This is a genomic window from Streptomyces sp. SUK 48 (assembly GCF_009650765.1).
In the GTDB taxonomy this organism is placed as follows: domain Bacteria; phylum Actinomycetota; class Actinomycetes; order Streptomycetales; family Streptomycetaceae; genus Streptomyces.
This window is the reverse complement of sequence record NZ_CP045740.1, coordinates 5833152-5856838: the sequence shown is the minus strand read 5'-3', so window position 1 is coordinate 5856838 and position 23687 is coordinate 5833152. Positions and strand designations below refer to the sequence as shown.

Sequence of the window (23687 nt, the reverse complement as noted above, 5' to 3'; positions counted from 1 at the left end):
GAACCTCCAGGTAACACGGGGTTCACATAAGGGCAATGGTCGGGAAACGGCCTGTTGACAAGCTTCCGCGCAGATCGACAGACGGCGCGCGGCGCCGCACCGGCACCCGCAAGTGCGCCCGAACCACCCCGAAGGATGTGTCCCCCCGTGACCTTCAAGGCCGAGTACATCTGGATCGACGGCACCGCGCCGACGGCCAAGCTCCGTTCCAAGACGAAGATCATCACGGGTGCCCCGGCCGGTCTCGACACGCTGCCGCTGTGGGGCTTCGACGGCTCCTCCACCAACCAGGCCGAGGGGCACGCCTCGGACCGCGTGCTCAAGCCGGTCTTCACCTGCCCGGACCCGATCCGCGGCGGCGACGACGTGCTGGTGCTGTGCGAGGTCCTGAACACGGACATGACGCCGCACGCCTCCAACACCCGCGCCGAACTGGCCGAGGCCTCCGCCCGGTTCGCCGCGCAGGAGCCGGTCTTCGGCATCGAGCAGGAGTACACCTTCTTCGACGGCACCCGCCCGCTGGGCTTCCCCGAGGGCGGCTACCCGGCCCCCCAGGGCGGCTACTACTGCGGTGTCGGCGCCGACGAGATCTTCGGCCGCGACGTCGTCGAGGCGCACCTCGACAACTGCCTGAAGGCCGGCCTCGGCATCTCCGGCATCAACGCCGAGGTCATGCCGGGCCAGTGGGAGTTCCAGGTCGGCCCGCTCGCCCCGCTGGAGGTCTCCGACCAGCTGTGGGTGGCCCGCTGGCTGCTGTACCGCACCGCCGAGGACTTCAAGATCTCCGCGACCCTCGACCCCAAGCCGGTCAAGGGCGACTGGAACGGCGCGGGCGCGCACACCAACTTCTCCACCAAGGCGATGCGCGAGGGCTACGACGCGATCATCACCGCGTGCGAGGCGCTCGGCGAGGGCTCCAAGCCGCTGGACCACGTCAAGAACTACGGCGCCGGCATCGACGAGCGGCTGACCGGTCTGCACGAGACCGCCCCCTGGGACGAGTTCACCTACGGCGTCTCCGACCGCGGTGCCTCGGTGCGCATCCCGTGGCAGGTCGAGGTGGACGGCAAGGGCTACATCGAGGACCGCCGCCCGAACGCCAACGTCGACCCCTACCTGGTGACCCGCCTGATGGTGGACACCTGCTGCACGGCGCTGGAGAAGGCCGGCCAGGTCTGATCCGCCCGAGGACCCTGACAGGGGCGCTCGCCGTTCGCGGCGGGCGCCCCTGCCGTATGCCCGGGCGCGCCCCGGAGAGGCGGCCGGGGCCGACGCCGGCCGGCCCTGACCGGCCCAGCTCGCCCCTGGCTGGTCCCGACCGGCCCCGACCGGCCCCGGACAACCCTCGCCTGTCCGCATGCTGAGACAATGATTCAGCCGTCTCCTCACCTACAACCCGCTGATCAGGGGCTTGACTACGGCTCTCGCGACTCTCGCAACGCAGACTTCACGCCAATGACACGTCCAACCTGTGAGAGGACTCTCGTGCCCGGCGCGCGCCTCTGCTTCAATGGGCGCATGGCCAGCTTCCAGAAGATCACCGCGACGGGTCGCCACGACCTCGAGCCCTTCTGGCCCTCCCGCCAGCATCACGACTTCGACCGGGTGTGTTGTCGCGCGATCTGCGCGCGGGCCCTGTGAAGCCGTAACCCCGGCCTTCGGCCAGCGCGGAACGACGTACGTCCCGGCGCGCCCCGACCACGAATCGCGGCCGCCGTCCCTCCCGACGAACCTCTCGCGCGAAAGAGCTGACCTCTCATGGCGACCACTCGTTCCGTCTCCCCCGTCTCCGCTGTCTCCCCGGCCCCCTCCGCGGTCTCCCCGAACGTCCCCGCCCGGCACCGGCTGCGCGCCGTCGACCGGGACGAGGTGGTCGACGTCGCGGACTTCCTGCCGCCGGGCGCCACCTGGCTGCCCGCGCCGCAGCACACCCTGCCCGTCCTGCCCGGCCACCCGCCGATGGTCGGCTATCTGGTGCTGGTCCCCGCCGACCAGCAGCCGCCGTTCCTGCCGGTCGCGGTGCCCGACCAGCCGGGACAGGCAGGACCGGCAGGACCGGCGGGACTCGCCGGCGAGAGGGGACTGGCGGGACAGCGGGGACAGGCCGGGTTCGCGCAGCAGGCCGTGCCGGCCGGCCAGAGCATCCAGGCGGACCGCGCCGGACGGGCGGCCGCGACGGGCCTCGCCGCTCCCGAACCGCTGGTGCGGATCGACTCCGGGCGCCGTACGGCCTTCATCGAGGGCCGCGAACTCGACCTGACCTACCTGGAGTTCGAGCTGCTCGCGCACCTGGTGGCCCATCCGCACCGGGTGCACACCCGCGACCAGCTGGTCACCACGGTGTGGGGGTACGGCCATGTCGGCGACGGCCGCACGGTCGACGTCCACATCGCGCGGCTGCGCCGCAAGCTGGGCGCCGAGCACCGCCGGACCATCCAGACCGTGCGCCGGGTCGGCTACAAGTACATTCCGCCGACCGGGCGTTGACCCTCCGGGTTCCGCCCTCGGCTGAGTCCCGTGACCTCGCGCCCCCGGCCGGGCAGGCTGCCCGGCATGAGACTTCTGGTGCTGGGCGGAACGGAGTTCGTGGGGCGGGCGGTGGCCGAGGCGGCCCTCGGGCGCGGCTGGGAGGTGACCGTCTTCAACCGGGGACACCGTCAACCCCCGCCCGGAGCAGACCTGTTGCGCGGCGACCGCACCGCGCCGGGGGGTCTGGACGCGCTCGCCGAGGGCGACTGGGACGCGGTGGTGGACACCTGGTCGGCGGCGCCCCGCGCGGTGCGGGAGACGGCGCGGCTGCTGCGGGGCCGCGCCGGGCGGTACGCGTACGTCTCCAGCTGCTCGGTGTACGCCTGGCCCTGGCCCGCCGGGGACAGGGCGGACGCGCCGCTGGTCGAGGGCGCGGCGGCGGACGCGGAGCAGCGCGAGTACGCCCTGGACAAGCGGGGCGGTGAGCTGGCCGCGCTGGAGTCGTTCGGCGTGGACGGCTCGCTGCTGGTGCGGGCGGGGCTGATCCTCGGGCCGTACGAGAACGTGGGCCGGCTGCCCTGGTGGCTGACCCGGATCGCCCGCGGGGGTCCCGTCCTCGCGCCCGGCCCGCGCGACCTGCCGCTCCAGTACATCGACGCCCGCGACCTCGCGAATTGGCTACTGGGCGCTCTGGAGCGGGCGTTGAGCGGCCCGTACGACCTGGTGAGCCCGCCGGGGCACACCACCATGGGCGCGTTCCTCGACGCGTGCCTCGCGGCGACCGGCGCGGACGCCGAGCTGTGCTGGGCCGACCCGCGGGCGGTGCTGGACGCCGGGATCGAGCCGTGGACCGAGCTGCCGGTGTGGGTGCCGCCGGGCGGCGAGCTGCACGACGCCGTCCACCGGTCCGATGTGTCCCGGGCGCTCGCCACCGGCCTGACGTGCCGCCCGGTGACGGAGACCGTCGCGGACACCTGGCGCTGGCTGGCCTCGATCGGCGGCACCCCGCCCCGGCGGCCCGACCGCCACGCCCCGGGACTCGCCCCGGAGGTGGAGGCGCGGGTACTGGCCGCCCTGCGCGACGGCGCACCCGGCACCGCGTCCGAAGGCGGCGGCGCGACCGGCGCCGCTCCCGAGGCCGATGGTGTACCTGGCACCACCCCCGAGAGGGGGTCTCGGGCCAGTGACCCCCGGCGGCGGGTCGGCGAGACTCCCCGTATGAACAGCGACGACATGCGCGACGCGGCCCGCCGCTCCCTGCTGGCCGCCGTACGGGGGCTGACGCTGGCCCTGATCACGATGCCCTTCGGCATAGCGTTCCTGGTGCTGACCCTGGTGTCCCTGGCCTTCGTCCCGCTCGGTATCGGGCTGCTCACCACCCCCCTCGTGCTGACGGGGGTCAGGGCGCTGGCGGACGTGCGCCGGAGGCTGGCGGCCGAGTGGTGCGGGGTGCGGATCCGGGCGGTGTACCGGCCGGTCCCGCGCGGCGCCAATCCGTGGACGCGCACCTTCACCATGCTGGGCGACCCGCAGACCTGGCGGGACGTGCGCTGGCTGCCGGTGGACTTCACGGCCGGTTTCGTCAGCGCGCTGCTCCCGGCCGTGCTGCTGTTCTACCCCGTCGAGGGGCTGATGCTGCCCTTCGGGCTGTGGCGGGCGTACACCCATGGCGGGGAGACCTACTGGTACGCGTTCGTCCCGGTCACCGGGGAGGCCACCGCCGTCGGCGCGGCCCTGCTCGCCCTGGTGATCGCGCGCGTCGCCCTGCGGATCGTCCCGAACCTGCTGACCGCGCACTTCCGGCTCGTCCGGGCGGTGCTCGACAACAGCGAGGGCGAACTCGTGGAGCGGGTGCGGGTGCTGACCGAGACGCGGCGGGACGCGGTGGACACCTCCGCCGCCGAACTGCGCCGCATCGAACGGGACCTGCACGACGGCGCGCAGGCCCGGCTCGTCGCCATGGGCATGGACCTCGGCACCATCGAGATGCTGCTCGACAAGGACCCGGAGCAGGCCCGGCGGCTGCTCGCGCAGGCCCGGCGCAACTCCGTGGACGCCCTGGAGGAGCTGCGCGACCTGGTCCGGGGCATCCATCCGCCGGTGCTCGCCGAGCGCGGACTCGGCGACGCCGTACGGGCGTTGGCGCTACGGCTGCCGCTGCCCGCCGAGGTCGCGGTGGAGCTGCCGGGCCGCGCCGACGCGCCGGTGGAGTCGGCCGCCTACTTCGCGGTCGGCGAGGTGCTCACGAACGCGGCCAAGCACGCGGGCGCCGACCGGATCTGGGTGGATCTGCACCACACCGACGGCCGGCTGCGGATCACGGTCACCGACAACGGCAGGGGCGGCGCCGCGGTCGGCACCGGCTCCGGGCTCGCCGGGATCGAGAAGCGGCTCGGTACATTCGACGGCGTCCTGGCCGTCAGCTCTCCCGTCGGCGGCCCCACCATGGTGACCATGGAGATCCCGTGCGTGTTGTCCTAGCCGAAGACCTCTTCCTGCTGCGCGACGGACTGGTGCGGCTGCTGGAGGCGTACGGCTTGGAGATCGCGGCGGCCGTCGAGTCGGGGCCCGAACTGACGCGGGCGCTGGCCGAGTCGGCGCCGGACGTGGCAGTGGTGGACGTACGGCTGCCGCCCACGCACACCGACGAGGGCCTGCAGTGCGCGCTGGCCGCCCGGCGGGCCCGGCCGGGGCTGCCGGTGCTGGTGCTCTCCCAGCACGTGGAGCAGCTGTACGCGCGGGAGCTGCTCGCGGACGGGGACGGCGGGATCGGGTATCTGCTCAAGGACCGGGTGTTCGACGCGGAGCAGTTCGTGGACGCCGTACGGCGGGTCGCGGCGGGAGGCACGGCGATGGATCCCCAGGTCATCCAGCAGCTGCTGGCGCGGAGTTCGGCCGACGACCGGCCGCTCGCGCGGCTCACCCCGCGCGAGCGGGAGGTGCTGGAGCTGATGGCGCAGGGCCGGTCGAACGCGGGGATCGCGGCCCAACTGGTGGTCACCGAGCGGGCGGTGGCCAAGCACACCTCCAACATCTTCGGCAAGCTGGGCCTGGAGGTGTCGGACGACGACAACCGGCGGGTGCTCGCGGTGCTGGCGTACCTCGACGGCGGGCCCCGCTGAGCACCGGCTCGCAGGTCCCGCTGAGCGCCGGCTCGCAGGTCCCGCCGACACCGGCGCACGGCCCCCGCTGGGCTCCGGCTCAATTCCGGTGACCGCGGGGGCCCGGGTGTGCGAGGGTGACGCGGTGAACCAGGACTGGGAAGACCGTGTGGACGCCGCTTGGGCCGCCTTCGCCCGCGACGAGTATCCGGAGGAGCGGGCGGCGGAGTTCCGCGCCCTGATCGACGGGCTCGTCGCCGAACTGCCCGGGGACAGCCCGCGGGGCCCCTTCGAGCGGGCCTGTGCCTTCGACTCGACCGGGCACTCGGACCGGGCCGTGCCGCTGTACCGGGAGGCGCTGGCGCGCGGCCTCGACGGCTACCGGGGCCGGCGGACCCGGATCCAGCTGGCGAGTTCCCTGCGCAACACCGGGCAGCCGGAGGAGGGCGTCAAGCTCCTCACCCCCGAACTGGACGGGCCGAGCGACGAGTTGGACGACGCGGTGCGCGCCTGTCTCGCGCTGTGCCTCTCCAGCCTCGGCCGCGACCGCGAGGGCCTGTCCCTGGTGATCGAGGCGCTCGCCGCCCATCTGCCGCGCTACCAGCGGTCGATGGCCAACTACGCGCGCGCCCTGGTCGGTCCCGGGGCCTGAACAGGCCGCTCCGTGGGCATGTACGCGACGCTTGACGGTGACCAACCAAGGGCTCGCTCGTTCTCCCGGACGTGCAGTCACAGGATGTAGCCCACCGTCACGCACCCGCCTCCGCACCGGCCGACGTCGAGCGGGCCGAGGCCACACTCGTCGAGCACTACCCACGGCTGGTCCGGCTCGCCCATCTGGTGCTGCCGCCGGGCCTCGGCCGCGGGCGCCGGGTGCTGACCGCACACGCCCTCACCCAGCGCGCCCTGCCCCGGGGCCGCAAGCAGGCCGACCTGATCCCGGCCCAGCCCTCGGGCCGCATCCAGGGCCGCCGGGACACCGCGGACCCGGCGGGACGGGAGAGCGACCCCGGCTACGTCTATCTGCGGGAGCGCGTCCTGCGCGCCGCCCTCGCCGCCGCCCGCCCGCACCGGGGCCTGCCCCCGCTGCTCCCCCGCGTCTGGGGTCTGCGGCTGCTGCCGCGCTCGGGCGGTGCCGACGAACTCGCCCTGGACCAGCGGCTGTCGAAGCTGTCCGCGCCGGCCCGCGCCGCCTATGTGCTGCGCGGCCTGGACCGGCTGCCCGACCAGGAGATCCGCGAGATCCTGGACGCGGCCGGGGTGGACGACCCGGGCGGCGCCCTCGCCATGGCGAACAGCGTGCCCGCCCAGCCGGGACTGCTCTCCTCCCCCGAGTTCGACCCCTGCACTCTCCAGGCCCGGCCCACCGATCTGCTGCGCCGCCGCCAGCACACCCGGGCCGCCCTCGGCGCCGCGGCCGCCCTCGTGGTGTGCGGGGCGCTGCTCGCGCTGCCGCACTCCGGCTGGGGTCCGGACGGCGCCGCCGCCCCCGTCTACGCCGAGAACCCGGCCGCCCAGGCCGCCCTCGACCCGGGCAGGCTGACCCGGGTCGCCCCCGCCGCCTGGCGCACCGCGGCCCGTACCGACTTCTCGGCCTGGCCCGCGCGCGGCCCGCTCACCGGCGACAAGGACCTGCTGCGCCGCGCCCTCGCGGTCTGGGCCCGCCCCGGGCAGAACGTCCGGGTCTCGGCCACCCCCGGCACCATGACCGGCGGCCCCGCCGGCCCGCCCCAACTGCTGTACGCGGGGCGGGTCGACGCCGCCCGGGTGGTGATCCTCTACGACGGTCTGCGCATCGCGCGCTACGCCGAGCCGGCCGACGGCACCCAGGGCGCCGCCCTGGACTTCGCCCGGGTGGACGGCGCGACCGGCGCCGAGGCGAGCGCCGTGGTCCTCGGCCGCGCCGACGGCAATGTGCAGTACCTGCTGGCCCCCTGGGTGAAGAAGGCGGCCACCCGCGATCTGCTGAAGCCCGCCGCGGCGCCCACGCCGCTCACGGTGACCGGCGGCGTCACCGCCCCGCTGACCAGCCCCGCCCTGGCGACCGGCAACTGCACCTCCTGGACCGTGCTCCAGGTCTCCGGCGGCGCGGGCACCCAGCTCGCCACCGACCTCGGCGAGCTGGTCCCGGCCCGTCTCACCGCGGGCCGCCCCGGCGCGGCCGGCGAGGCGTCCGGGTCCGAAGGGCTCCGGGCGTGGGCGCCGTTCGCCTGTTCGCTGGCCACCGAGCGCTCCTCGGGGGTGCGCAGCGTCAACGCCTGGGACTACGCGGAGCAGCCGCTGCCCGACGGCAGCGGGGCCGGGCAGTGGGCCTGCACCCGCGCCGAGACCTGGCGCGGTGACGGCAGCGCGGCGCTGGCCCAGTTCCGGACCCCCGGCTCCCGCTACGGAGCCGTCACGGCGAAGGGCACCGACACCGCGGCCTGCGGTCCGCGCGATCCGCATGTGCTGGCCGGGGTGCTGTGGAAGTCCCGGGGCGGACACTGGTATCTGCTGGCCGCGGGCTCCCCGGACACGGTGGCGATCCACGCGAGCGGCGGGATCACCGCCTCGGCGCCGGGCTCGCTGCTGATCTCCAAGGCCGCCAAAGGGGCGCAGGCCCAGCTGAAGGGCACACTGGCGGGCGGCAATGCGATCGAGGGACTGCACTAGACAGGGGCCGTGGGGCGGGCGCTGCTGACATCGCCGTAAACAACCCCTGCCGTAACCCTTCTCAGAGCGTCTACCCGTCAGTACATTGACGCCATGTCTAATACGCAGGCCCGGCCGGTGGAGTCCGAGCGCATCGCGCTCAAGGCTCGCAACGTGTCCTTCTCGTGGGAGGACACGCCGCTGCACTGGGTGCCCGGGGACCCGTTCACCACGCACACCATCAATGTGCTGCATCTGCTGCTGCCGGCCGGCGAGCGCTGGTTCGTAGAGGTGTACAGGCAGGCGCTGCCGCTGATCAAGGACGACCGGCTGCGCGAGGACGTCATCGGGTTCATCGGGCAGGAGGCCATGCACTCCCAGTCCCATGACGAGGTGCTGCCGCATCTGCGCGAGCAGGGCCTGGACCCGACGCCGTACACCGCGCAGGTCGACTGGTTCTTCGAGAAGCTGCTCGGCGACCGCACCCTGCCGCCGGGCCGGGCCCGCCGCTGGTGGCTGCTCGAACGGGTGGCGCTCATCGCGGCCATCGAGCACTACACCGCCTTCCTCGGCGACTGGGTGCTCGGCGCGGCCGAGCTGGACCGGCGCGGCGCCGACCCCACCATGCTGGACCTGCTGCGCTGGCACGGCGCGGAGGAGGTCGAGCACCGCTCGGTCGCCTTCGACCTGTTCACGCATCTGGACGGCAGCTACCGGCGCCGGGCCCGCACCTGGGCGAGCGCGTTCTCCGCCCTGCTCTTCCTGTGGCAGCGCGGGGTCCGCTTCTTCATGGCGAACGACCCGACGCTGACCGGCCCCCAGGCGGCCAAGGCGTCCTTCAAGGACTTCTACGACCGGGGCCGCGCGGGCGTGCTGCCCGGCACCGGTGCCATGCTGCGTTCCATCCCGCGCTACCTCGGCCGGGACTACCACCCCTCGCACGAGTTCTCCACCGCCCAGGCCGTCGCCTATCTGGCCGCCTCCCCGGCCGCGCTCGCCGCCGAGCAGGCGGAGCGCTCCCTGAAGGGTGCCGCCTGATGCCCAAGCCGCTCACGGTCGCCCTGCTCGCGGGCGCCGCCCTGCTCACCCGGAGCGCGCTGCGCCGCCGCGTCCAGGTCTCGCCGCTGTGGCCGATGCCCGCGCTTCAGACGCCGGTCTCCGGCCGGCCGCGCTCCCGGGCCCTGCGGCTGCTGCTCACCGCGCACGAGACGATCGCCGAGGGTGTCGTACAACTGCGCCTGGAGGGCACTGAGTTGCCACGCTGGACGCCGGGCGCGCATCTGGATCTGGTGCTGCCCTCGGGGCTGGTGCGGCAGTACTCGCTGTGCGGGGACCCCGAGGACACCTCCGTGTACACGGTCGCCACCCGGCTGGTCGAGGACGGGCGGGGCGGTTCCCGGGAGGTGCACGAGCAGCTGGCCGAGGGGATGGAGCTGGAGGTGCGCGGGCCGCGCAACCGGTTCCCGCTCGCCGAGGCCGAGTCGTACGTCTTCGTGGCCGGCGGGATCGGCATCACCCCGGTGCTGCCGATGCTGCGCGCGCTGCCGGCGGGGGCGGCGTGGCGGCTGCTGTACTGCGGGCGGACCCGGGCCTCGATGCCCTTCCTGGCGGAGGTGCGGGAGCTGGCCGGGGACCGGCTGACGCTGGTGGCGGAGGACGAGGACGGGCGGCCCGACCTGGACGCCCTGTTCGCGGGGGCGGACCCGGGCACGGCGGTGTACTGCTGCGGTCCCGAGGGGCTGATGGAGGCGGTCGCCCAGCGGGTGCCGGAGGGGGCCGTACTGCATCTGGAGCGGTTCGCGCCGCGCGTCCCGGCGGACGGGAACACCGCGTTCGAGGTGGAACTGCGGCGCAGCGGGCGCACGGTGAGCGTGCCGGCCGACTCCACGGTGCTGGCCGCCGTGCGCCGGGAGCTGCCGGGCACCGTCTACTCCTGTGAGCAGGGATTCTGCGGGACCTGCCAGCAGCGGGTCCTGGAGGGTGAGGTGGAGCACCGGGACGAGCTGCTGACGGACGCGGAGCGCCATGACTCGATGCTGATCTGTGTGTCGCGGGCCCGAAGCGAACGCCTTGTGCTCGATCTGTGACGCAGTGAGGTGAACACCGGTCCGGGTCCGAACCGTTGGCGGCCGGATCCGCTCGGTAAGGTGTTCGTATGACTACCGGGGTGCGCCGCAGGATGGGTGTCGAGGAGCGGCGGCAGCAGCTGATCAGCGTCGCTCTCGACCTGTTCAGCCGCCGCTCGCCCGACGAGGTCTCCATCGACGACATAGCGGCGGCCGCGGGCATCTCGCGGCCGCTGGTGTACCACTACTTCCCGGGCAAACTCAGCCTGTACGAGGCCGCCTTGCGGCGGGCCTCCCAGGAGCTGAAGGCCCGCTTCACCGAGCCGCACGAGGGGCCGCTGGGCGAGCGGCTGCTGCATGTGATGCAGCGCTTCTTCTCCCATGTGGACGAGTACGGCCCCGGTTTCTCGGCCCTGATGCGCGGCGGCCCGGCGGTGTCCGCGGCAGGGTCCCGGGAGAAGGAGCACGTCTCGGCCACCAACGCGCTGATCGACGACGTACGGCAGGCCGCGTACGAGCAGATGCTCTCCCACCTCGGGATCGCCGAGGCGCCCGCGCGTCTGGAGCTGGTCATCCGCTCCTGGATCTCGCTCGCCGAGTCCACCGCGCTGATCTGGCTGCACGGCCGCCGCATCCCCCGCGAGGAGCTGGAGCTCCAGCTGGTGCACGACTTCGCCGCGCTGGTCGCGGTGAGCGCGACCCGGGACGACGCCATGGCGGACGTGCTGCGCGCCATGCTCAAGGACGAGCCGGCCGACGGCCCCTTCGCGGAGCTCGTCGGCCGGCTCACCTCGCTGGCTTCCTAGAGCGGGCTAGGGTCTTTCGTTTGGATCAGGCCGGATCAGGGCCCGCGAGCCCGGCATGATCCAAACGAGAGGCCCTAGGACCGGGTGAAGACCGCCACGGTCCTGGCCGGCACGGTGAAGGTGCCGGTGGCCGCCGTGTAGCCGGAGGTCTTCACCACCGGGTCCGCGCCGGACGCCTGTGCCGGGTGCAGCCGGTAGTCGGTCCCGGCCAGCGCGGCGACCGTCTGCTTCTGCGCCTGCGGGGTGGCGTTGAAGACGACGACCAGGTCACCGAGGGTCATGGTGATCACGCCGGGGGTCTCGTCCTTGCCGGACAGCGGGAAGGACAGCTCGCTCTGCACCCGGCCCGCCGTGTCGAGCGAGAACGCCTTCTCTGTCGTACGGATCTTCAGCAGGTCCTGGTAGGCGGCCGAACTGCCCTCGATCTGCGGGCAGCCGACCTTGACGGAGGTCAGCAGCGGTCCGGCGTACGACCACTTGTCCTGGTTGTCGGCCGCCATGGGCAGGCCCCGGCCGAAGCCGTTGCCGTCGGCGCAGTTCCAGTGGATGCCGTTGAACCAGTCGCCGCTGTCGAAGGAGTTGCGGTCCAGCGACTTCGAGCGCAGCAGATCGGTGCCCGCCTGCGACAGGGACGGGCCCTGCGAGAGGGTGGCCGTGGCCATCGCCAGGACCTGCATCCGGGCCCGGTCGGCTGCCGGGGTGTCCCCCGGCAGCTTGTAGGCGAGGGCGTCGAACAGGGACTCGTTGTCGTGCGCGTCCACATAGGCGAGGGCGTCGCCGGGTGCGGCCGCGTATCCGGCGGGCGCGCCGTTGTAGTCGATCCTGGCGCCGGTGACCTCCTTGCCGTCGGTGTCCGTGAAGCGGTACGCGGCGAGGTTGCCGGTCAGCCCGACCTTGATCAGGTCCTGGTAGTGCAGCAGCCGGGCCTTCTGCTCGGCCGGCGTGCCGTTCGCGGCGGAGCCGTTGGGGTCGGTGTACAGGCCGGAGGCGAAGCCCTGGACGCCGGGGTCGGAGTCGAAGGGGCTGCCGCCGCGCACCGCGTCGCGGGCCCGGTCGGAGAAGGTGGCGATGCCGGTGCCCGCCATGTTCCGCTGCGTGGCCTGCACGAAGCGGGCGTTGTCGGCGACCTCGCCGAAGTTCCAGCCCTCGCCGTACAGGATGATCTTCCTTCCGTCGACGCCGTCCTTCTTCAGGGTGAGTGCGTCGAGGGCCTTCCTGACCGCGAGGATGTTGGCCTTGGGGTGGTGGCCCATGAGGTCGAAGCGGAACCCGTCGACCTTGTACTCCTTGGCCCAGGTGACGATCGAGTCCACGACCAGCTTGCCCATCATCGCGTTCTCGGGCGCGGTGTTGGAGCAGCAGGTGGAGTTCGCCACCGAGCCGTCGGCGAGCAGCCGCTGGTAGTAGCCGGGCACGATCTTGTCCAGGACGGAGGTGTCCGCCTGGCCGCTGGCCGAGGTGTGGTTGTAGACCACGTCCATCACGACCCGCAGGCCGTCCTGGTTGATCCCCTGCACCATCTGCCGGAACTGCCGGGTGCGCGCGGTGCCGTCCGGGTCGGTGGCGTAGGAGCCCTCGGGGACGGTGAAGTGGTACGGGTCGTAGCCCCAGTTGTAGGCGTCTTTCGCGGCGCTCTTCGCCACGCACGCCTGCTGCTGGTCGGAGTCGGCCGGGTAGCCGGCGAGATCGCAGCCGGGGCTCTGCTGGTCGGCCTTCTTCTCGGGCACGGTGGCGAAGTCGAAGACGGGCAGCAGATGCACGTACGACGTCCCGGACTTCGCCAGCGCCTTCAGGTGCCGGGAGCCGTCGCTGCCCTGGTCGGTGAAGGCGAGGTAGGTGCCCCGGTCCTTCGCCGGGACGGTCTTGTCCGCGACCGAGAAGTCCCGGACGTGCAGCTCCTGGATCTGCGCGTCGCGCAGCGGTACGGCCTTGGGCTTGCGCAGGGTGGACCAGCCGCTCGGGGCGAGGGACCTGTCGTCCAGGTCGGCCACGACGCTGCGCTCGGAGTCCGCGGTGAGGGCGACCGAGTAGGGGTCGGTGACCTTGTTGGTGACCAGCCGGCGGACGCTGGGCGCCCATACCGTGACCACGTACCGGTAGCTCTCGCCCTTCCAGGACGCGGGCCCGGTGACCGACCAGACGCCGGTGGTGTCGTCGCGGTGCATGGGCCTGACGGCGCCGCCGATCTCCAGGGCGACGCTCTGGGCGGTCGGCGCCCACACGGAGAGGGTGGGCCTGCCGCCGTGGAAGACCGGGCCCAGGTGCGCCTTGGCGGCGGCCGGGTAGAGGTCGTCCAGGACGCCCGCGGTCTGGACGCCGGTCGCGGCGAGCACGGCGCCGTTGGCGGCGCGCTGGGAGGCGATCAGCTGACCGGTGAGCGCCTCGCGCACCCGGCCGCGGTCCCGCGGGTCCACGGACCAGGCCGTGTCGTCCTTCAGATAGGGGAACCTGGCCTTCTGGGCGTCCGTGAGGGTGGTCTTCCCCAGTCGCAGCCAGCGCTCGTCGTCGCTGGTCAGGGCCCCGTCCTTGGCGGTGATGGAGCCGTCGTGGGAGTAGACCAGCTGGGTGGAGGCGGCGCCGTCGGCGCCGTCCCAGGCGACGGTGTCCCGGTCGATCCAGACCGCCTTGGAAGTGGTCAGGTCGAGGGCGGCGGCGCTGCCCGCGGGCTGCGGCAGCAGGTGCTTGTCCTGGCCGTTCAACAGCCACACCTCGTAGCCGTCGGCGGTGAGGTCGAGCGACTGGTCGGTGGCGAGGTCCTTCTCGTCGCCGTGGTGGATGATGTAGCTGAGGCTGGTGGCACCCGCGGCGAGCGGGACCTCGAAGACGGCGCCATAGGCATCAGTCTTCACCGGCTTCAGCGGGGCCGACCAGTCGGTGGGGTGCGCGGCGCCCGTCCAGACGTGCAGGCCCCAGCCGTCGTAGTCGCCGTCGGCGCGGTGGTAGTGGATGACCGCCTTGGTGGTGTCCGGCGCGGGGTACGACGACGGCCGCTGGGTCTGGACGTCGGCCTTGCCCTGCTGGACCCAGACCTCACCGGCCTTGGTGACGTCGATGCTCCGGTCGGAGTCGGTGTCCTTGTTCCCGTTCTTGTCCACGACCAGGAAGCCGACGTTCGAGGCGCCCGGCTTGACCTTGACGTAGGCGAAGGCGCCCCAGGCGTCCCGGCCGGTGAAGGGGTGCCCGGCCGGCCAGGTGGTGGACTCGCCGTCGGCGATGTCGCCCCAGGCGTACAGGCCCCAGTCGCCGTAGTCGCCGTCGGCGCGCTGGTAGTGGACGATCACGTAGTCGCGCGAGGAGGCGGTGGGCGGGGCGGGCGCGGGTACGGCGCCGGTGGTGCTCTGCGCCGTGGCGCTCGCGGTGTGCCCGGCGCTGTCGGTCACGACGGCCTTGTAGCGCAGCGCGGTACCGGCCGGGACCTCGGCCCCGAGGGTCTGGGTGACCTGGTAGGGCGCGTGGTCGGCGGAGCCGAGGATCTGCCACTTCGCGTCGCCGACCTGGGCGGCGAAGACCACCCGGTTCAGCTGCCCGCCGTCGACCTGTGCGCCCAGGGTCACGGTGCCGGTGGCGCCGGCGGCCGGGGCGTTCAGGGTGAGCGCGGGCTTGGCGGCCGGCGTGTCGAGGGGGCCGGACGCCTTGTAGACGACGGCGGACTCGGCGGGGACGGTGACGGTGACCTTGCGCCCGCCGTCGGAGGTCACGCTGCCCGTCGCTCCGTGGACACCCCGGTACGGCATCCCGGCCGAAGCGGTCGCGAACGTCGCCGACTTGGTCTCGCCCGCGTTGTTGAACGCGACGATGTACTCCTGGCCGCTCCTGGCGTCGGTGCGGGTGAAGGCGTAGATCCCGGCGCCGTCGGCCGCGTACCGCTCGCTCTGCACGCCGTCGGTCAGGGCCGGGTTGGCCTTGCGCAGGGCGGCGAGGTCGGCGATCTGCCGGTACAGCGGCGCCTTCGTGTCGTACGAGTCACTGGCGTGCGTGCGGTCGGTGCCGATCTCGTCGTCGGCGAGGTAGGCGGGCACCTTGGAGGCGAACATGGTCTGGCGGGCCGCCTTGTCGCCGCCGTTCCCGGTGAAGCCCTGTTCGTCGCCGTAGTAGACGACCGGGTTGCCGCGGCTGAGGAACATCACCTCGTTCGCCAGCTCGTCCTTCTTCAGGAGTTCGGCGTCCGAGGCGTGCGGGTTGTCCTGCTTCAGGAAGTACCCGATGCGGCCCATGTCGTGGTTGCCGAGGAAGGTGACCTGCTCGTAGGCGTTGGACCGGCCGGTCGTGTACTTGTAGTCGTCGCCGAGGACGCCCGCCAGCTTGGCGGCGCTCGCGCCCTGGGAGGCGTAGCCGCGGGCCGCGCCCTGGAAGGGGAAGTCGAGGGTGGCGTCGAGGCGGCCCCGGGTGACGTACGGGGCGGTCACCGAGGTGTCGGTGTCGTACGTCTCGCCGAACAGGAAGAAGTTCTTCCGGCCGTGCGCCGCCGCGTACGTGTCGAGTGCGGTGGCCCACTGGGTCCAGAAGTCCAGGTCGACGTTCTTGGCGGTGTCGATGCGGAACCCGTCGACGGCGAAGTCCTTCACCCACCGCTCGTAGATGCGCTCCATGCCGTGCACGACCTCGGGACGCTCGGTCCACAGGTCGTCCAGGCCGTCGAAGTCGCCGTAGGTGCCGGACTCGCCCGCGAAGGTGGAGTCGCCCCGGTTGTGGTACATCGTCGGGTCGTTGAGCCAGGCCGGGACCTTGCTCCGGCTGGTGACCTCCGGGGTGTACGGGAAGGAGGCGTCGGAGACGGCCGGGAACCCCTTGCCGCCGGCCGCGTAGTCGGCGTCGTCGAAGGGCCTGCCGTCCTTGGTGAGGTACGGGTAGGCGCCCTTGGAGCGGTAGTCGGAGGAGTTCTCCTTGTCCGTCACCACGTCGGCGGTGTGGTTGGTGATGACGTCGAAGAAGACCTTCATGCCCTTGGCGTGCGCCGTGGAGATGAGGTTTCTCAGGTCCTGGTTGGTGCCGAAGTGCGGGTCGACCTGGGTGAAGTCGGTGATCCAGTAACCGTGGTAGCCCGCCGAGGCGTTGCTGCCCGTGCCCTGTACGGGGATGTTCTTGAAGATCGGCGCGAGCCACAGGGCGGTGGTGCCGAGGCCCTTGATGTAGTCCAGCTTCCGGGTGACGCCCTTGAGGTCGCCGCCCTGGAAGAAGCCCGCGTCGGTGGGGTCGTAGCCGGTCGTCATCCGCGAACCGGTGAGCCCGCCCTTGTCGTTGGCCTTGTCGCCGTCGGCGAACCGGTCCGGCATGACGAAGTAGAACTGCTCGTGGGTGTCGCCGTGCCGGGCCGGCTGGGCCGCGAGGGCCGAGTCCGACGGGGGCGGGGGCGGGGCGGCGGCCTGCGCGGCGGGCGCGGCCAGTGGCTGCACGAGTGCGGCCGTGAGCGCGGCGACGGCGAGGGCTGCGGCTCTCCCGCGGTGGGTGGTGCGACGCCGTGCGGGCGTCGGCCATCTCGGTATCACAGGCATGAACTCCTTGCGATGGCGGCTCTGATGGGTCCGACCCCACGCCGCGGCTGGGCCTCGATGCCGGGCGCCCGCGCGACCGTACCCCTCCCGAAAGGGTTGCAGCAAGAGTCCTGAAAGCATCGGAAAGGAATTTCAACCACCGCGGCCCGCACCGCCATGGGGGTGCGGTGCGGGCCGACTCCCCGTTCAGCAGGAGGACTTGCCGGCGTAGATCGCCAGCGCGGTGTTCGGGGCGACCGAGGCCGTGAACCAGCCGGTGCCGTTGACCGTCACCGTGGTGTTGTTCTGCACGTTGCAGTAGGTGCCGGCGGGCAGCGAGGTCTGGAAGGAGCGGCTGGCCGTCGCGCCCTCGTGGTTGATGACCACATAGCCCTTGCTGCCGCGGCCGAAGGCGATCAGGTTGTCGCCGTCGTCCCACCAGTTGGAGACCGCCTGGCCGCGGGTGGTGTTGCGGAAGGCGACCATGGACTTGATCTCCGGCCAGGCGTGCTGGCACTTCCAGCCGTCCTGCCAGCAGGCGTTGACCTGGCCGTTGTCGGGCGGGCCCGCGTCCGCGTCGCTCCACTCGTAGCCGGAGTTGATGTCCGGGGAGCCGTAGGGCCAGGCCAGCATGAAGACGTTGGCCAGCGTGTAGTTGGCGCCGTCCTTGTAGTTCAGGGTGGCGCCGTTGCGCTCGGTGTCGTGGTTGTCCACGAAGACACCGGCCACGCTGCTGGGCATATAGCCCCAGCCCTCGCCGAAGTTGTTCAGGTAGGCGAGCTTCTCGCTGTTGAAGACGCGCTTGAGGTCGTAGCCGTAGCGGAACTCCTGGACGTCCCCGTTGCCCGTGTACTCGGTGGGCTGGACGGCCTCGCCCGCGCCGTAGATGACCTCCTGCTTCCAGTAGACGCCCGGGTTGGTCAGCCGGCTCTTGATGTTCGCCAGGTCACCGGCGGCGATGTGCTTGGCCGCGTCGATGCGGAAGCCGTCGGCGCCGAGCGAGAGCAGGTCGTTCAGGTACCCGGCGATCGTGGCGCGCACGTGCTCCGCGCCGGTGTCCAGGTCGGCCAGGCCGACGAGTTCGCAGTTCTGGACGTTCGAGCGGTCCTGGTAGTTGTCGATCGACGTCCGGCAGGTGTGGAAGTCGGAGTCCGCGTACACGCCCGGGTAGTTGTACTTGGTGTACTGCGTGCCGCCGGTGCCGGTGCCGCTGCCGGAGGTCATGTGGTTGATGACGGTGTCCACCACGACCTTCACCCCGGCCGCGTGGCAGGTGGAGATCATGTTCTTGAAGGTGGTCCGGTCGCCGAGCCGGCCCGCGATCTTGTACGACACGGGCTGGTACGAGGTCCACCACTGGGAGCCCTGTATGTGCTCCTCGGGCGGCGACACCTGCACGTATCCGTAGCCGGCGGGGCCCAGCGTGCTGGTGCACTCGCGGGCCACCGAGGCGTAGTTCCACTCGAACAGGACGGCGGTGACGTCCTTGGTGCCGGGCGGGGAGGCGTGCGCGGTCGTCGGGTTCATGACAAGGGCGGCGGCCGCGAGGGCGACCGCCCCGGAGAGCATCTTGCGTACCATGTGGGGTTCCTTCGTCGCTGAAGGTACTTTCTGCAAAGTTTCAGAAACCTTGCGGTGACGCAGATGTTAAAGGCCCGCTGCCGGAAAAGGCAGCGGGCCGTAGAGAAGTTGATGCAAGAAATTTCACACGGGGTGTCAGACCGCCGCGGTCCACCACACCGTGGTGTCGGCGGGCACCTTCGCCTCGCCACCGGTCTCGGCCACCTCACCGCTCGCCAGCAGCACCCGGCCGTACGCCGGGGTCGTCACCGACTCGCCCGTGGTGTTGGCGACGCACACGAACTCGCCCCGGCGGAAGGCCAGGACGCCCTCCGGGGCGCGCAGCCACTCCAGCGTGTCCCCGGCGCCCAGGTCGGGCTGGGCGCGGCGGGCGGCGAGGGCGGCGCGGTACAGCTCCAGGGTGGAGCCCACCGTCCCGGTCTGCGCCTCGACGCTCAGCTCGCCCCAGCTCGCCGGCTGCGGGAGCCAGCTGCCGCCGTCGCCGAAGCCGTACGACGCGCCCGTGCGGGTCCACGGGATCGGCACCCGGCAGCCGTCGCGGAAGCCGTCCTGGCCCGCGCCGCGGAAGTACGCCGGGTCCTGGCGCACCTCGTCGGGCAGGTCCACGACGTCCGGCAGGCCCAGTTCCTCGCCCTGGTAGAGGTAGGCCGAGCCGGGCAGCGCCAGCATCAGCAGGGTCGCGGCGCGGGCCCGGCGCAGGCCGAGTCCGCGGTCGCCGGCCGTGCGGATCTGGGTGCCGAGGCCCGCCGGGTTGGCGAAGCGGGTGGCGTGCCGGGTGACGTCGTGGTTGGACAGCACCCAGGTGGCGGGGGCGCCGACCGGGCGCATCGCCTCCAGCGTGGAGTCGATGACCGCCCGCAGTTCGGCCGCGTCCCAGGCCGTCGACAGGTACTGGAAGTTGAACGCCTGGTGCAGCTCGTCCGGACGGACGTAGTTGGCGGTGCGCTCGACGGTCGGGGTCCATGCCTCGGCGACGAAGATCCGCCCACCCGTCTCCCGCCGCCGCCCTTCTGACGACGGCCCTTCGGGCTCCATTTTATTGGCGTACTCGTCGAGGATCGTGCGCCACTGCCGGTAGATGGCGTGCACGCCGTCCTGGTCGAAGAACGGCATGACATCGTTGCCCAGCAGCTTCAGCTGCTCGGCGGAGCCGAGGTCGGGCAGGCCCTCGGCCTTGACCAGGCCGTGCGCCACGTCGATGCGGAAGCCGTCCACGCCCATGTCCAGCCAGAAGCGCAGGATGGAGCGGAACTCGTCGCCGACCGCCGGGTGTTCCCAGTTGAGGTCGGGCTGCTCGGGGGCGAAGAGGTGCAGGTACCACTCCCCCGGCGTCCCGTCGGGCTCGGTGACCCGGGTCCAGGCCGGGCCGCCGAAGATGGACTCCCAGTCGTTGGGCGGGAGTTCGCCGTCCGCGCCCTTGCCGGGGCGGAAGTGGTAGCGCTCCCGCAGCGGGGAGCCGGGGCCCTCGGCGAGGGCGCGCTTGAACCACTCGTGCTGGTCGGAGGAGTGGTTGGGCACCAGGTCCACGATGATGCGCAGGCCGAGCCCGTGGGCCTCGCGGATCAGCGCGTCGGCGTCCAGCAGGGTGCCGAACATCGGGTCGACCGCGCGGTAGTCGGCGACGTCGTAGCCGGCGTCGGCCTGCGGGGAGGCGTAGAAGGGGCTGAGCCACACCGCGTCGACGCCGAGGTCGCGCAGGTACGGCAGGTGGGAGCGTACGCCCTCCAGGTCGCCCATGCCGTCGCCGTTGCTGTCGGCGAAGCTGCGCGGGTAGACCTGGTAGATGACCGCCTCCCGCCACCAGTCGCGGCGGTGGCCGGCGACGGTGGCGGTGGCGGAGTCGGTGGCCGGGGCGGCAGTGTGCTGCTGGCTCATGGCTTCCTTGGTGGTGACGGAGTTCGGGAGGGGGCACCGCCCGGCTCGAGCGAAGCCGGGAGTCGGGGAGGACGCGTGGGGACACGGCGTCGCGTGGGGGACGCGGGCCGTGCGGCCGCGAGGCGGGCCGGGGGAACGGATGCGAGGCGGCCGCGGTGTCAGCGGGGGCTGGGGGAGGACACCGCGGCCGCCTACCCGCGCGTCAGGCACGCGGGAGCCTCGTCGCGCCGAGGGCGTCAGCCCTTGGTGCCGCCGGAGGTGAGACCGGTGACCAGGTTCTTCTGCACGAGGTAGAAGAACACCGACACGGGTATCGCGATCAGCACCGCGGTGGCGGCCATGTAGTTCCACTCGGCGTCGTGCTCGCTGACGAAGGTCTGCAGGCCGACGGAGAAGGTGTACTTGGAGTCGTCCAGCATGAAGGTGGTCGCGAAGGCCACCTCGGCGACCGCGGTGATGAAGTTGTAGAACGCGGCGACGGCCAGGCCCGGCCGGGCCAGCGGCAGGATCAGCCGGAAGAAGGTGCCGAACGGCGTGAGCCCGTCCACCCGGCCCGCCTCGTCGATCTCGATCGGGATCGTGTCGAAGTAGCCCTTGAGCAGCCAGGCGCTGTACGGCACCGCGGTGGTGCAGTTGACGAGGATCAGCGCCCAGTAGGAGTTGATGAGGCCCAGGTCGCTGAAGATCTGGTACATCGGCACGATCAGGACGGCGATCGGGAACGCCTGGGTGAGCAGCAGGACCCACATCAGCTGCTTGTGCCCGGGAAAGCGCATGCGGGAGACGGCGTAGCCGGTGGTCGCGGCGAGCAGCACCCCGACGACGGTGGTGCCGAGGGCCACGATCATCGTGGACTTGAACCAGCTGAAGAACTCCGTGTGCTGGAGCACGAAGCTGTAGTTGGCGAAGCTCATCTTCCCGGCGATGCCGCCCGGGTGCAGATAGTCGTTCTTGTCCGGACCGAGCGAGAGGTAGACCAGCCAGGCCACCGGGGCCAGCGCGATGAGGCTCGCGACCATGAGGCCGGCGTGCAGCAGGACGGTGCCGAGGGGCCCGCGCTCGCCCGGCCGGCGGCCGCGCCCGGCGGGCTTCGCGGCGGGGGCCGGTGCGCCGGCCCGCTTCTCGAGGGTGGTGGTGCTCATGGCGGCGGCTCCTGCGGCGTCAGACGGCGAGCTGGTCATTGCGCTTCAGCCAGCGGAAGTAGAAGGAGGTGAAGACGGTGACGATCGACAGCAGCAGCACGCCGTAGGCGGCGGACTGCGCGAAGTCGCGCGGCTGCTGGCCGAAGCCCAGGTAGTAGGCCCAGGTGACGAGGATCTGGGCGTCCGGGGCGCTGGTCGGGCCGAACAGCAGGAAAATGATGGCGAACTGGTTGAAGGTCCAGATGACGCCGAGCAGGACGACGGTGGAGCTGACCGAGCGCAGCCCGGGCAGGGTGACGTGCCTGAAGCGCTGCCAGGAGGTGGCGCCGTCCATCTTCGCCGCCTCGTACAGGGTGGTGTCGATGGACTGAAGGCCGCCGAGCAGCGAGAGCATCATGAACGGCACACCGCACCAGGTGTTGACCATGATGGCGGCGAAGCGCTGCCAGAAGGTGTCCTCCAGCCACTGCGGCTGCGGCAGGTGCAGCGCGTGCAGGATCTGGTTGATCGCGCCGGAGTCGGCGAGCATGATCCGCCAGGAGAAGACGGTGACGAAGGTGGGCACGGCCCACGGCAGGACGAGCAGCACCCGGTAGACGGTGCGGCCGCGCAGCTTCTGGTTGAGCATCATCGCGAGGCCGAGGCCGAAGGTGTAGTGCAGGGTGACGCACGCGACCGTCCAGACGACCGTCCAGATCACATGGGACCAGAAACGGTCGTACGACAGCGGGCCGAACAGGATGTTCTTGTAGTTGTCCAGACCGACGAACTTGTAGGTCGCGGCGATGTGGTTGACGCCGATGGTGCGCGCCGAGTTGAGGCTGTTGGCGTCGGTCAGCGTGATGTAGAAGCCGCGCACCAGCGGGTAGCCGACCAGCACGGCGAGCACGATGACCACCGGGGCGATCATCGCGTAGGCGTACCAGTATTTCTGAAGACTGCTCTTGATGCGCTGCCCCAGCCCTGGCCGAGGCGCGCGGTCACCGCGGCTCTTGCCGGTCGCGCGGTCGATGGCGACTGTCATGGTTCGACACCTTCAAGTGGTTCAAGGATGGCCGGGCACAGGGCGGTGGCCGCCGGCTGCCTCCTCGTGGGTGAGGCAGCCGGCGGCCATCCGGGCTTACTTGCCGAAGTCGGGGACCAGCTTGCCGATGGCGGCACCGGCGTTGCTCAGGCCCTGGTCCAGCGACTCCTTGCCACTGGCGATCTTCGGCAGCTCGGTGTCGAGCGGCGCCCACAGCGAGCCGTACTCGGGCAGCGCCGGGCGGGGCTGGGCGGCGGACAGCACGCGCTGGAAGCCGGCGGTGCCCGGGTCGGCCGTCACCTTGGCGGTGTAGGCGTCCGTACGCGTCGGCAGGGTGGCGTTCCCCAGCGCGATGGTCTCCTGGGAGGAGGCCGACGTCATGAAGTTGACGAACGTCAGGGCCGCCGCCTGGTGCGCCTTGTCGGAGCCGGCGTAGACCGCGAGGTTGTGGCCGCCGGTCGGGGCCTCCGCCTTGCCGGTGGAGCCGGCCGGGACGACCGCGACGCCCAGGTTGGTCTTGTCCTTGAAGGCGCTGCCCTTGTAGATGTTCGTGTTCTCCCAGGGGCCCTGGATGATCGCCGCGACCTTGCCGCCGGAGAACGCGTCCATGATGTGGGCGTAGGCGTCGGCGGTGATGTCGGCCTTGTGCAGACCCTTGCCGGAGAACAGGCTCAGCCAGGTGGCGTACGCCTTCTTGGCGGCCGGCGTGTCGACGGTGACCTTCTTGGCGGCGACGTCGACGGTGTCGGTGCCCTCGCCGTAGAGGAACGGCTGGCCGTAGTAGCCCGCGGTGGAGCCCCAGTAGCCGTCCTGGCCGGTCTTGTCCTTGATCTTGGCCGCGTCGGACTTCAGCTCGTCCCAGGTCTTGGGCGGCGTGGTGATGCCGGCCTTCTTGAACAGGGCCTTGTTGTAGACCAGGGCCAGGGTGTCGGTGACCAGCGGCACGCCGTAGGTCTTGCCCTGGTACTGCGCCTGCTTGATCAGGTTCGGCTCGAACTTGGCCTTGTCGGCGAGGGCCTCGGTGCCGTCCAGCGGCAGGAAATAGCCCTTCTTGGCGAAGGCGGGGGTCCAGCCGACCTCGGAGCGCAGCACGTCCGGGGCGCCGGAGGCACCCGCGGCGGTGTCGAACTTGTTCTGCGCCTGGTCGAAGGGGACGTTGACGTACTTGACCTTGATGTTCTTGTTCGCAGCTTCGAACTTCTGAACAAGGGTCTTGTAGGTCGGTGCCTCATTCGTGGCGTTGGAGGTGTCCCACCAGGTGATGGTCACCGGCCCGTCCGACTTGCTGTCGCTGCTCCCGCCGCCGCAGGCCGTCGCCGCGAGGGCGAGGGACGCCACCAGCGCGGAGGCCGCTATGCCACGCCGCATGAGTTCTCCTTGAGGGTTATGCCCGTGTGATGCCGACTGCGCCGATGGAGGAGGCTGCCGGGCGTCAGGGAACGTAACAGCGATGTAAGCGTTGCGAAAGACCTTGCAGAAAAAAAGTGCAAGGGAACACGATGGTTACCCTGTCGTTACCGC

Annotated in this window: 16 protein-coding genes and 1 pseudogene; 11 read left to right on the top strand and 6 right to left on the bottom strand. The window is 71.7% G+C overall.

The annotated features are described in order from the left end of the window. Nucleotides 1–147 precede the first annotated feature (147 nt). The 11 genes and pseudogenes from glnII (at nt 148) to GHR20_RS25780 (ending at nt 11073) form a co-directional block, all read left to right on the top strand. On the top strand, nt 148–1179 hold the full coding sequence (gene glnII / locus GHR20_RS25825; RefSeq protein ID WP_153814521.1) for a glutamine synthetase: 1032 nt from the start codon (nt 148–150) through the stop codon (nt 1177–1179). A gap of 339 nt (nt 1180–1518) precedes the next feature. Then, complete coding sequence (locus GHR20_RS37715; RefSeq protein WP_258399314.1) at nt 1519–1641, top strand: hypothetical protein; 123 nt, start codon at nt 1519–1521, stop codon at nt 1639–1641. A 117-nt stretch (nt 1642–1758) separates the two neighbouring features. Continuing rightward, entirely contained in the window at nt 1759–2487 is a 729-nt protein-coding gene (locus GHR20_RS25820; RefSeq protein WP_153814520.1) for a winged helix-turn-helix domain-containing protein, read from the top strand. Between the two features lie 66 nt (nt 2488–2553). After that, nucleotides 2554–3546, top strand: a pseudogene (locus tag GHR20_RS25815) (NAD-dependent epimerase/dehydratase family protein); the annotation flags it as partial. A 141-nt stretch (nt 3547–3687) separates the two neighbouring features. Beyond that, on the top strand, nt 3688–4950 hold the full coding sequence (locus GHR20_RS25810) for a sensor histidine kinase (protein ID WP_153816139.1): 1263 nt from the start codon (nt 3688–3690) through the stop codon (nt 4948–4950). Continuing rightward, nucleotides 4935–5591 carry a response regulator transcription factor gene (locus GHR20_RS25805; protein ID WP_111582299.1) on the top strand — a complete coding sequence of 219 codons (657 nt, stop codon included), beginning with the start codon at nt 4935–4937 and terminating at the stop codon, nt 5589–5591. Before GHR20_RS25810 ends, GHR20_RS25805 begins: the two co-directional genes overlap by 16 nt. A gap of 106 nt (nt 5592–5697) precedes the next feature. Then, a complete protein-coding gene (locus GHR20_RS25800) occupies nt 5698–6222 on the top strand; it encodes a tetratricopeptide repeat protein (protein ID WP_111582298.1) in 525 nt (174 codons plus the stop codon). Nucleotides 6223–6293: 71 nt separating this feature from the next. Beyond that, nucleotides 6294–8222: a hypothetical protein gene (locus GHR20_RS25795; protein WP_153814519.1), complete on the top strand. Its 1929-nt coding sequence runs from the start codon at nt 6294–6296 to the stop codon at nt 8220–8222. A 93-nt stretch (nt 8223–8315) separates the two neighbouring features. Further along, nucleotides 8316–9239, top strand: coding sequence for a metal-dependent hydrolase (locus GHR20_RS25790; RefSeq protein ID WP_194858992.1), 924 nt, complete (start codon nt 8316–8318; stop codon nt 9237–9239). Continuing rightward, nucleotides 9239–10288, top strand: coding sequence for a PDR/VanB family oxidoreductase (locus GHR20_RS25785; protein ID WP_153814518.1), 1050 nt, complete (start codon nt 9239–9241; stop codon nt 10286–10288). The genes GHR20_RS25790 and GHR20_RS25785 overlap by 1 nt, the downstream gene beginning before the upstream one ends. A 68-nt stretch (nt 10289–10356) precedes the next feature. Further along, the gene (locus tag GHR20_RS25780) at nt 10357–11073 is read left to right on the top strand and encodes a TetR/AcrR family transcriptional regulator (protein WP_194858991.1); all 717 of its coding nucleotides are present in this window, start codon (nt 10357–10359) and stop codon (nt 11071–11073) included. 74 nt (nt 11074–11147) lie between these two features. Here the strand turns inward: GHR20_RS25780 and pulA are convergent, their stop codons facing one another. From pulA to GHR20_RS25750, 6 genes are all read right to left on the bottom strand, one after another. Continuing rightward, on the bottom strand, nt 11148–16565 hold the full coding sequence (gene pulA, locus GHR20_RS25775) for a pullulanase-type alpha-1,6-glucosidase (RefSeq protein WP_243878133.1): 5418 nt from the start codon (nt 16563–16565) through the stop codon (nt 11148–11150). Nucleotides 16566–16751: 186 nt separating this feature from the next. Then, complete coding sequence (locus tag GHR20_RS25770; protein ID WP_194858990.1) at nt 16752–18125, bottom strand: alpha-amylase family protein; 1374 nt, start codon at nt 18123–18125, stop codon at nt 16752–16754. Nucleotides 18126–18260: 135 nt separating this feature from the next. Beyond that, entirely contained in the window at nt 18261–20000 is a 1740-nt protein-coding gene (locus GHR20_RS25765; RefSeq protein ID WP_153814517.1) for a glycoside hydrolase family 13 protein, read from the bottom strand. Nucleotides 20001–20236: 236 nt separating this feature from the next. After that, entirely contained in the window at nt 20237–21142 is a 906-nt protein-coding gene (locus GHR20_RS25760) for an ABC transporter permease subunit (RefSeq protein ID WP_111582291.1), read from the bottom strand. A 19-nt stretch (nt 21143–21161) separates the two neighbouring features. After that, nucleotides 21162–22166, bottom strand: coding sequence for a sugar ABC transporter permease (locus GHR20_RS25755; protein WP_111582290.1), 1005 nt, complete (start codon nt 22164–22166; stop codon nt 21162–21164). A 96-nt stretch (nt 22167–22262) separates the two neighbouring features. Next, nucleotides 22263–23534, bottom strand: coding sequence for an extracellular solute-binding protein (locus GHR20_RS25750; protein ID WP_153814516.1), 1272 nt, complete (start codon nt 23532–23534; stop codon nt 22263–22265). Nucleotides 23535–23687 lie beyond the last annotated feature (153 nt).

Bases quoted from the DNA above. Each gene is read 5' to 3' on its own strand.
- GHR20_RS25750 (WP_153814516.1), bottom strand. From the start codon at position 23,534: ATGCGGCGTGGCATAGCGGCCTCCGCGCTGGTGGCGTCCCTCGCCCTC.
- GHR20_RS25785 (WP_153814518.1), top strand. From the start codon at position 9,239: ATGCCCAAGCCGCTCACGGTCGCCCTGCTCGCGGGCGCCGCCCTGCTC.
- GHR20_RS25820 (WP_153814520.1), top strand. From the start codon at position 1,759: ATGGCGACCACTCGTTCCGTCTCCCCCGTCTCCGCTGTCTCCCCGGCC.
- GHR20_RS25810 (WP_153816139.1), top strand. From the start codon at position 3,688: ATGAACAGCGACGACATGCGCGACGCGGCCCGCCGCTCCCTGCTGGCC.
- GHR20_RS25790 (WP_194858992.1), top strand. From the start codon at position 8,316: ATGTCTAATACGCAGGCCCGGCCGGTGGAGTCCGAGCGCATCGCGCTC.
- pulA (WP_243878133.1), bottom strand. From the start codon at position 16,565: ATGCCTGTGATACCGAGATGGCCGACGCCCGCACGGCGTCGCACCACC.
- GHR20_RS25755 (WP_111582290.1), bottom strand. From the start codon at position 22,166: ATGACAGTCGCCATCGACCGCGCGACCGGCAAGAGCCGCGGTGACCGC.
- GHR20_RS25770 (WP_194858990.1), bottom strand. From the start codon at position 18,125: ATGGTACGCAAGATGCTCTCCGGGGCGGTCGCCCTCGCGGCCGCCGCC.
- GHR20_RS37715 (WP_258399314.1), top strand. From the start codon at position 1,519: ATGGCCAGCTTCCAGAAGATCACCGCGACGGGTCGCCACGACCTCGAG.
- GHR20_RS25780 (WP_194858991.1), top strand. From the start codon at position 10,357: ATGACTACCGGGGTGCGCCGCAGGATGGGTGTCGAGGAGCGGCGGCAG.
- GHR20_RS25760 (WP_111582291.1), bottom strand. From the start codon at position 21,142: ATGAGCACCACCACCCTCGAGAAGCGGGCCGGCGCACCGGCCCCCGCC.
- GHR20_RS25765 (WP_153814517.1), bottom strand. From the start codon at position 20,000: ATGAGCCAGCAGCACACTGCCGCCCCGGCCACCGACTCCGCCACCGCC.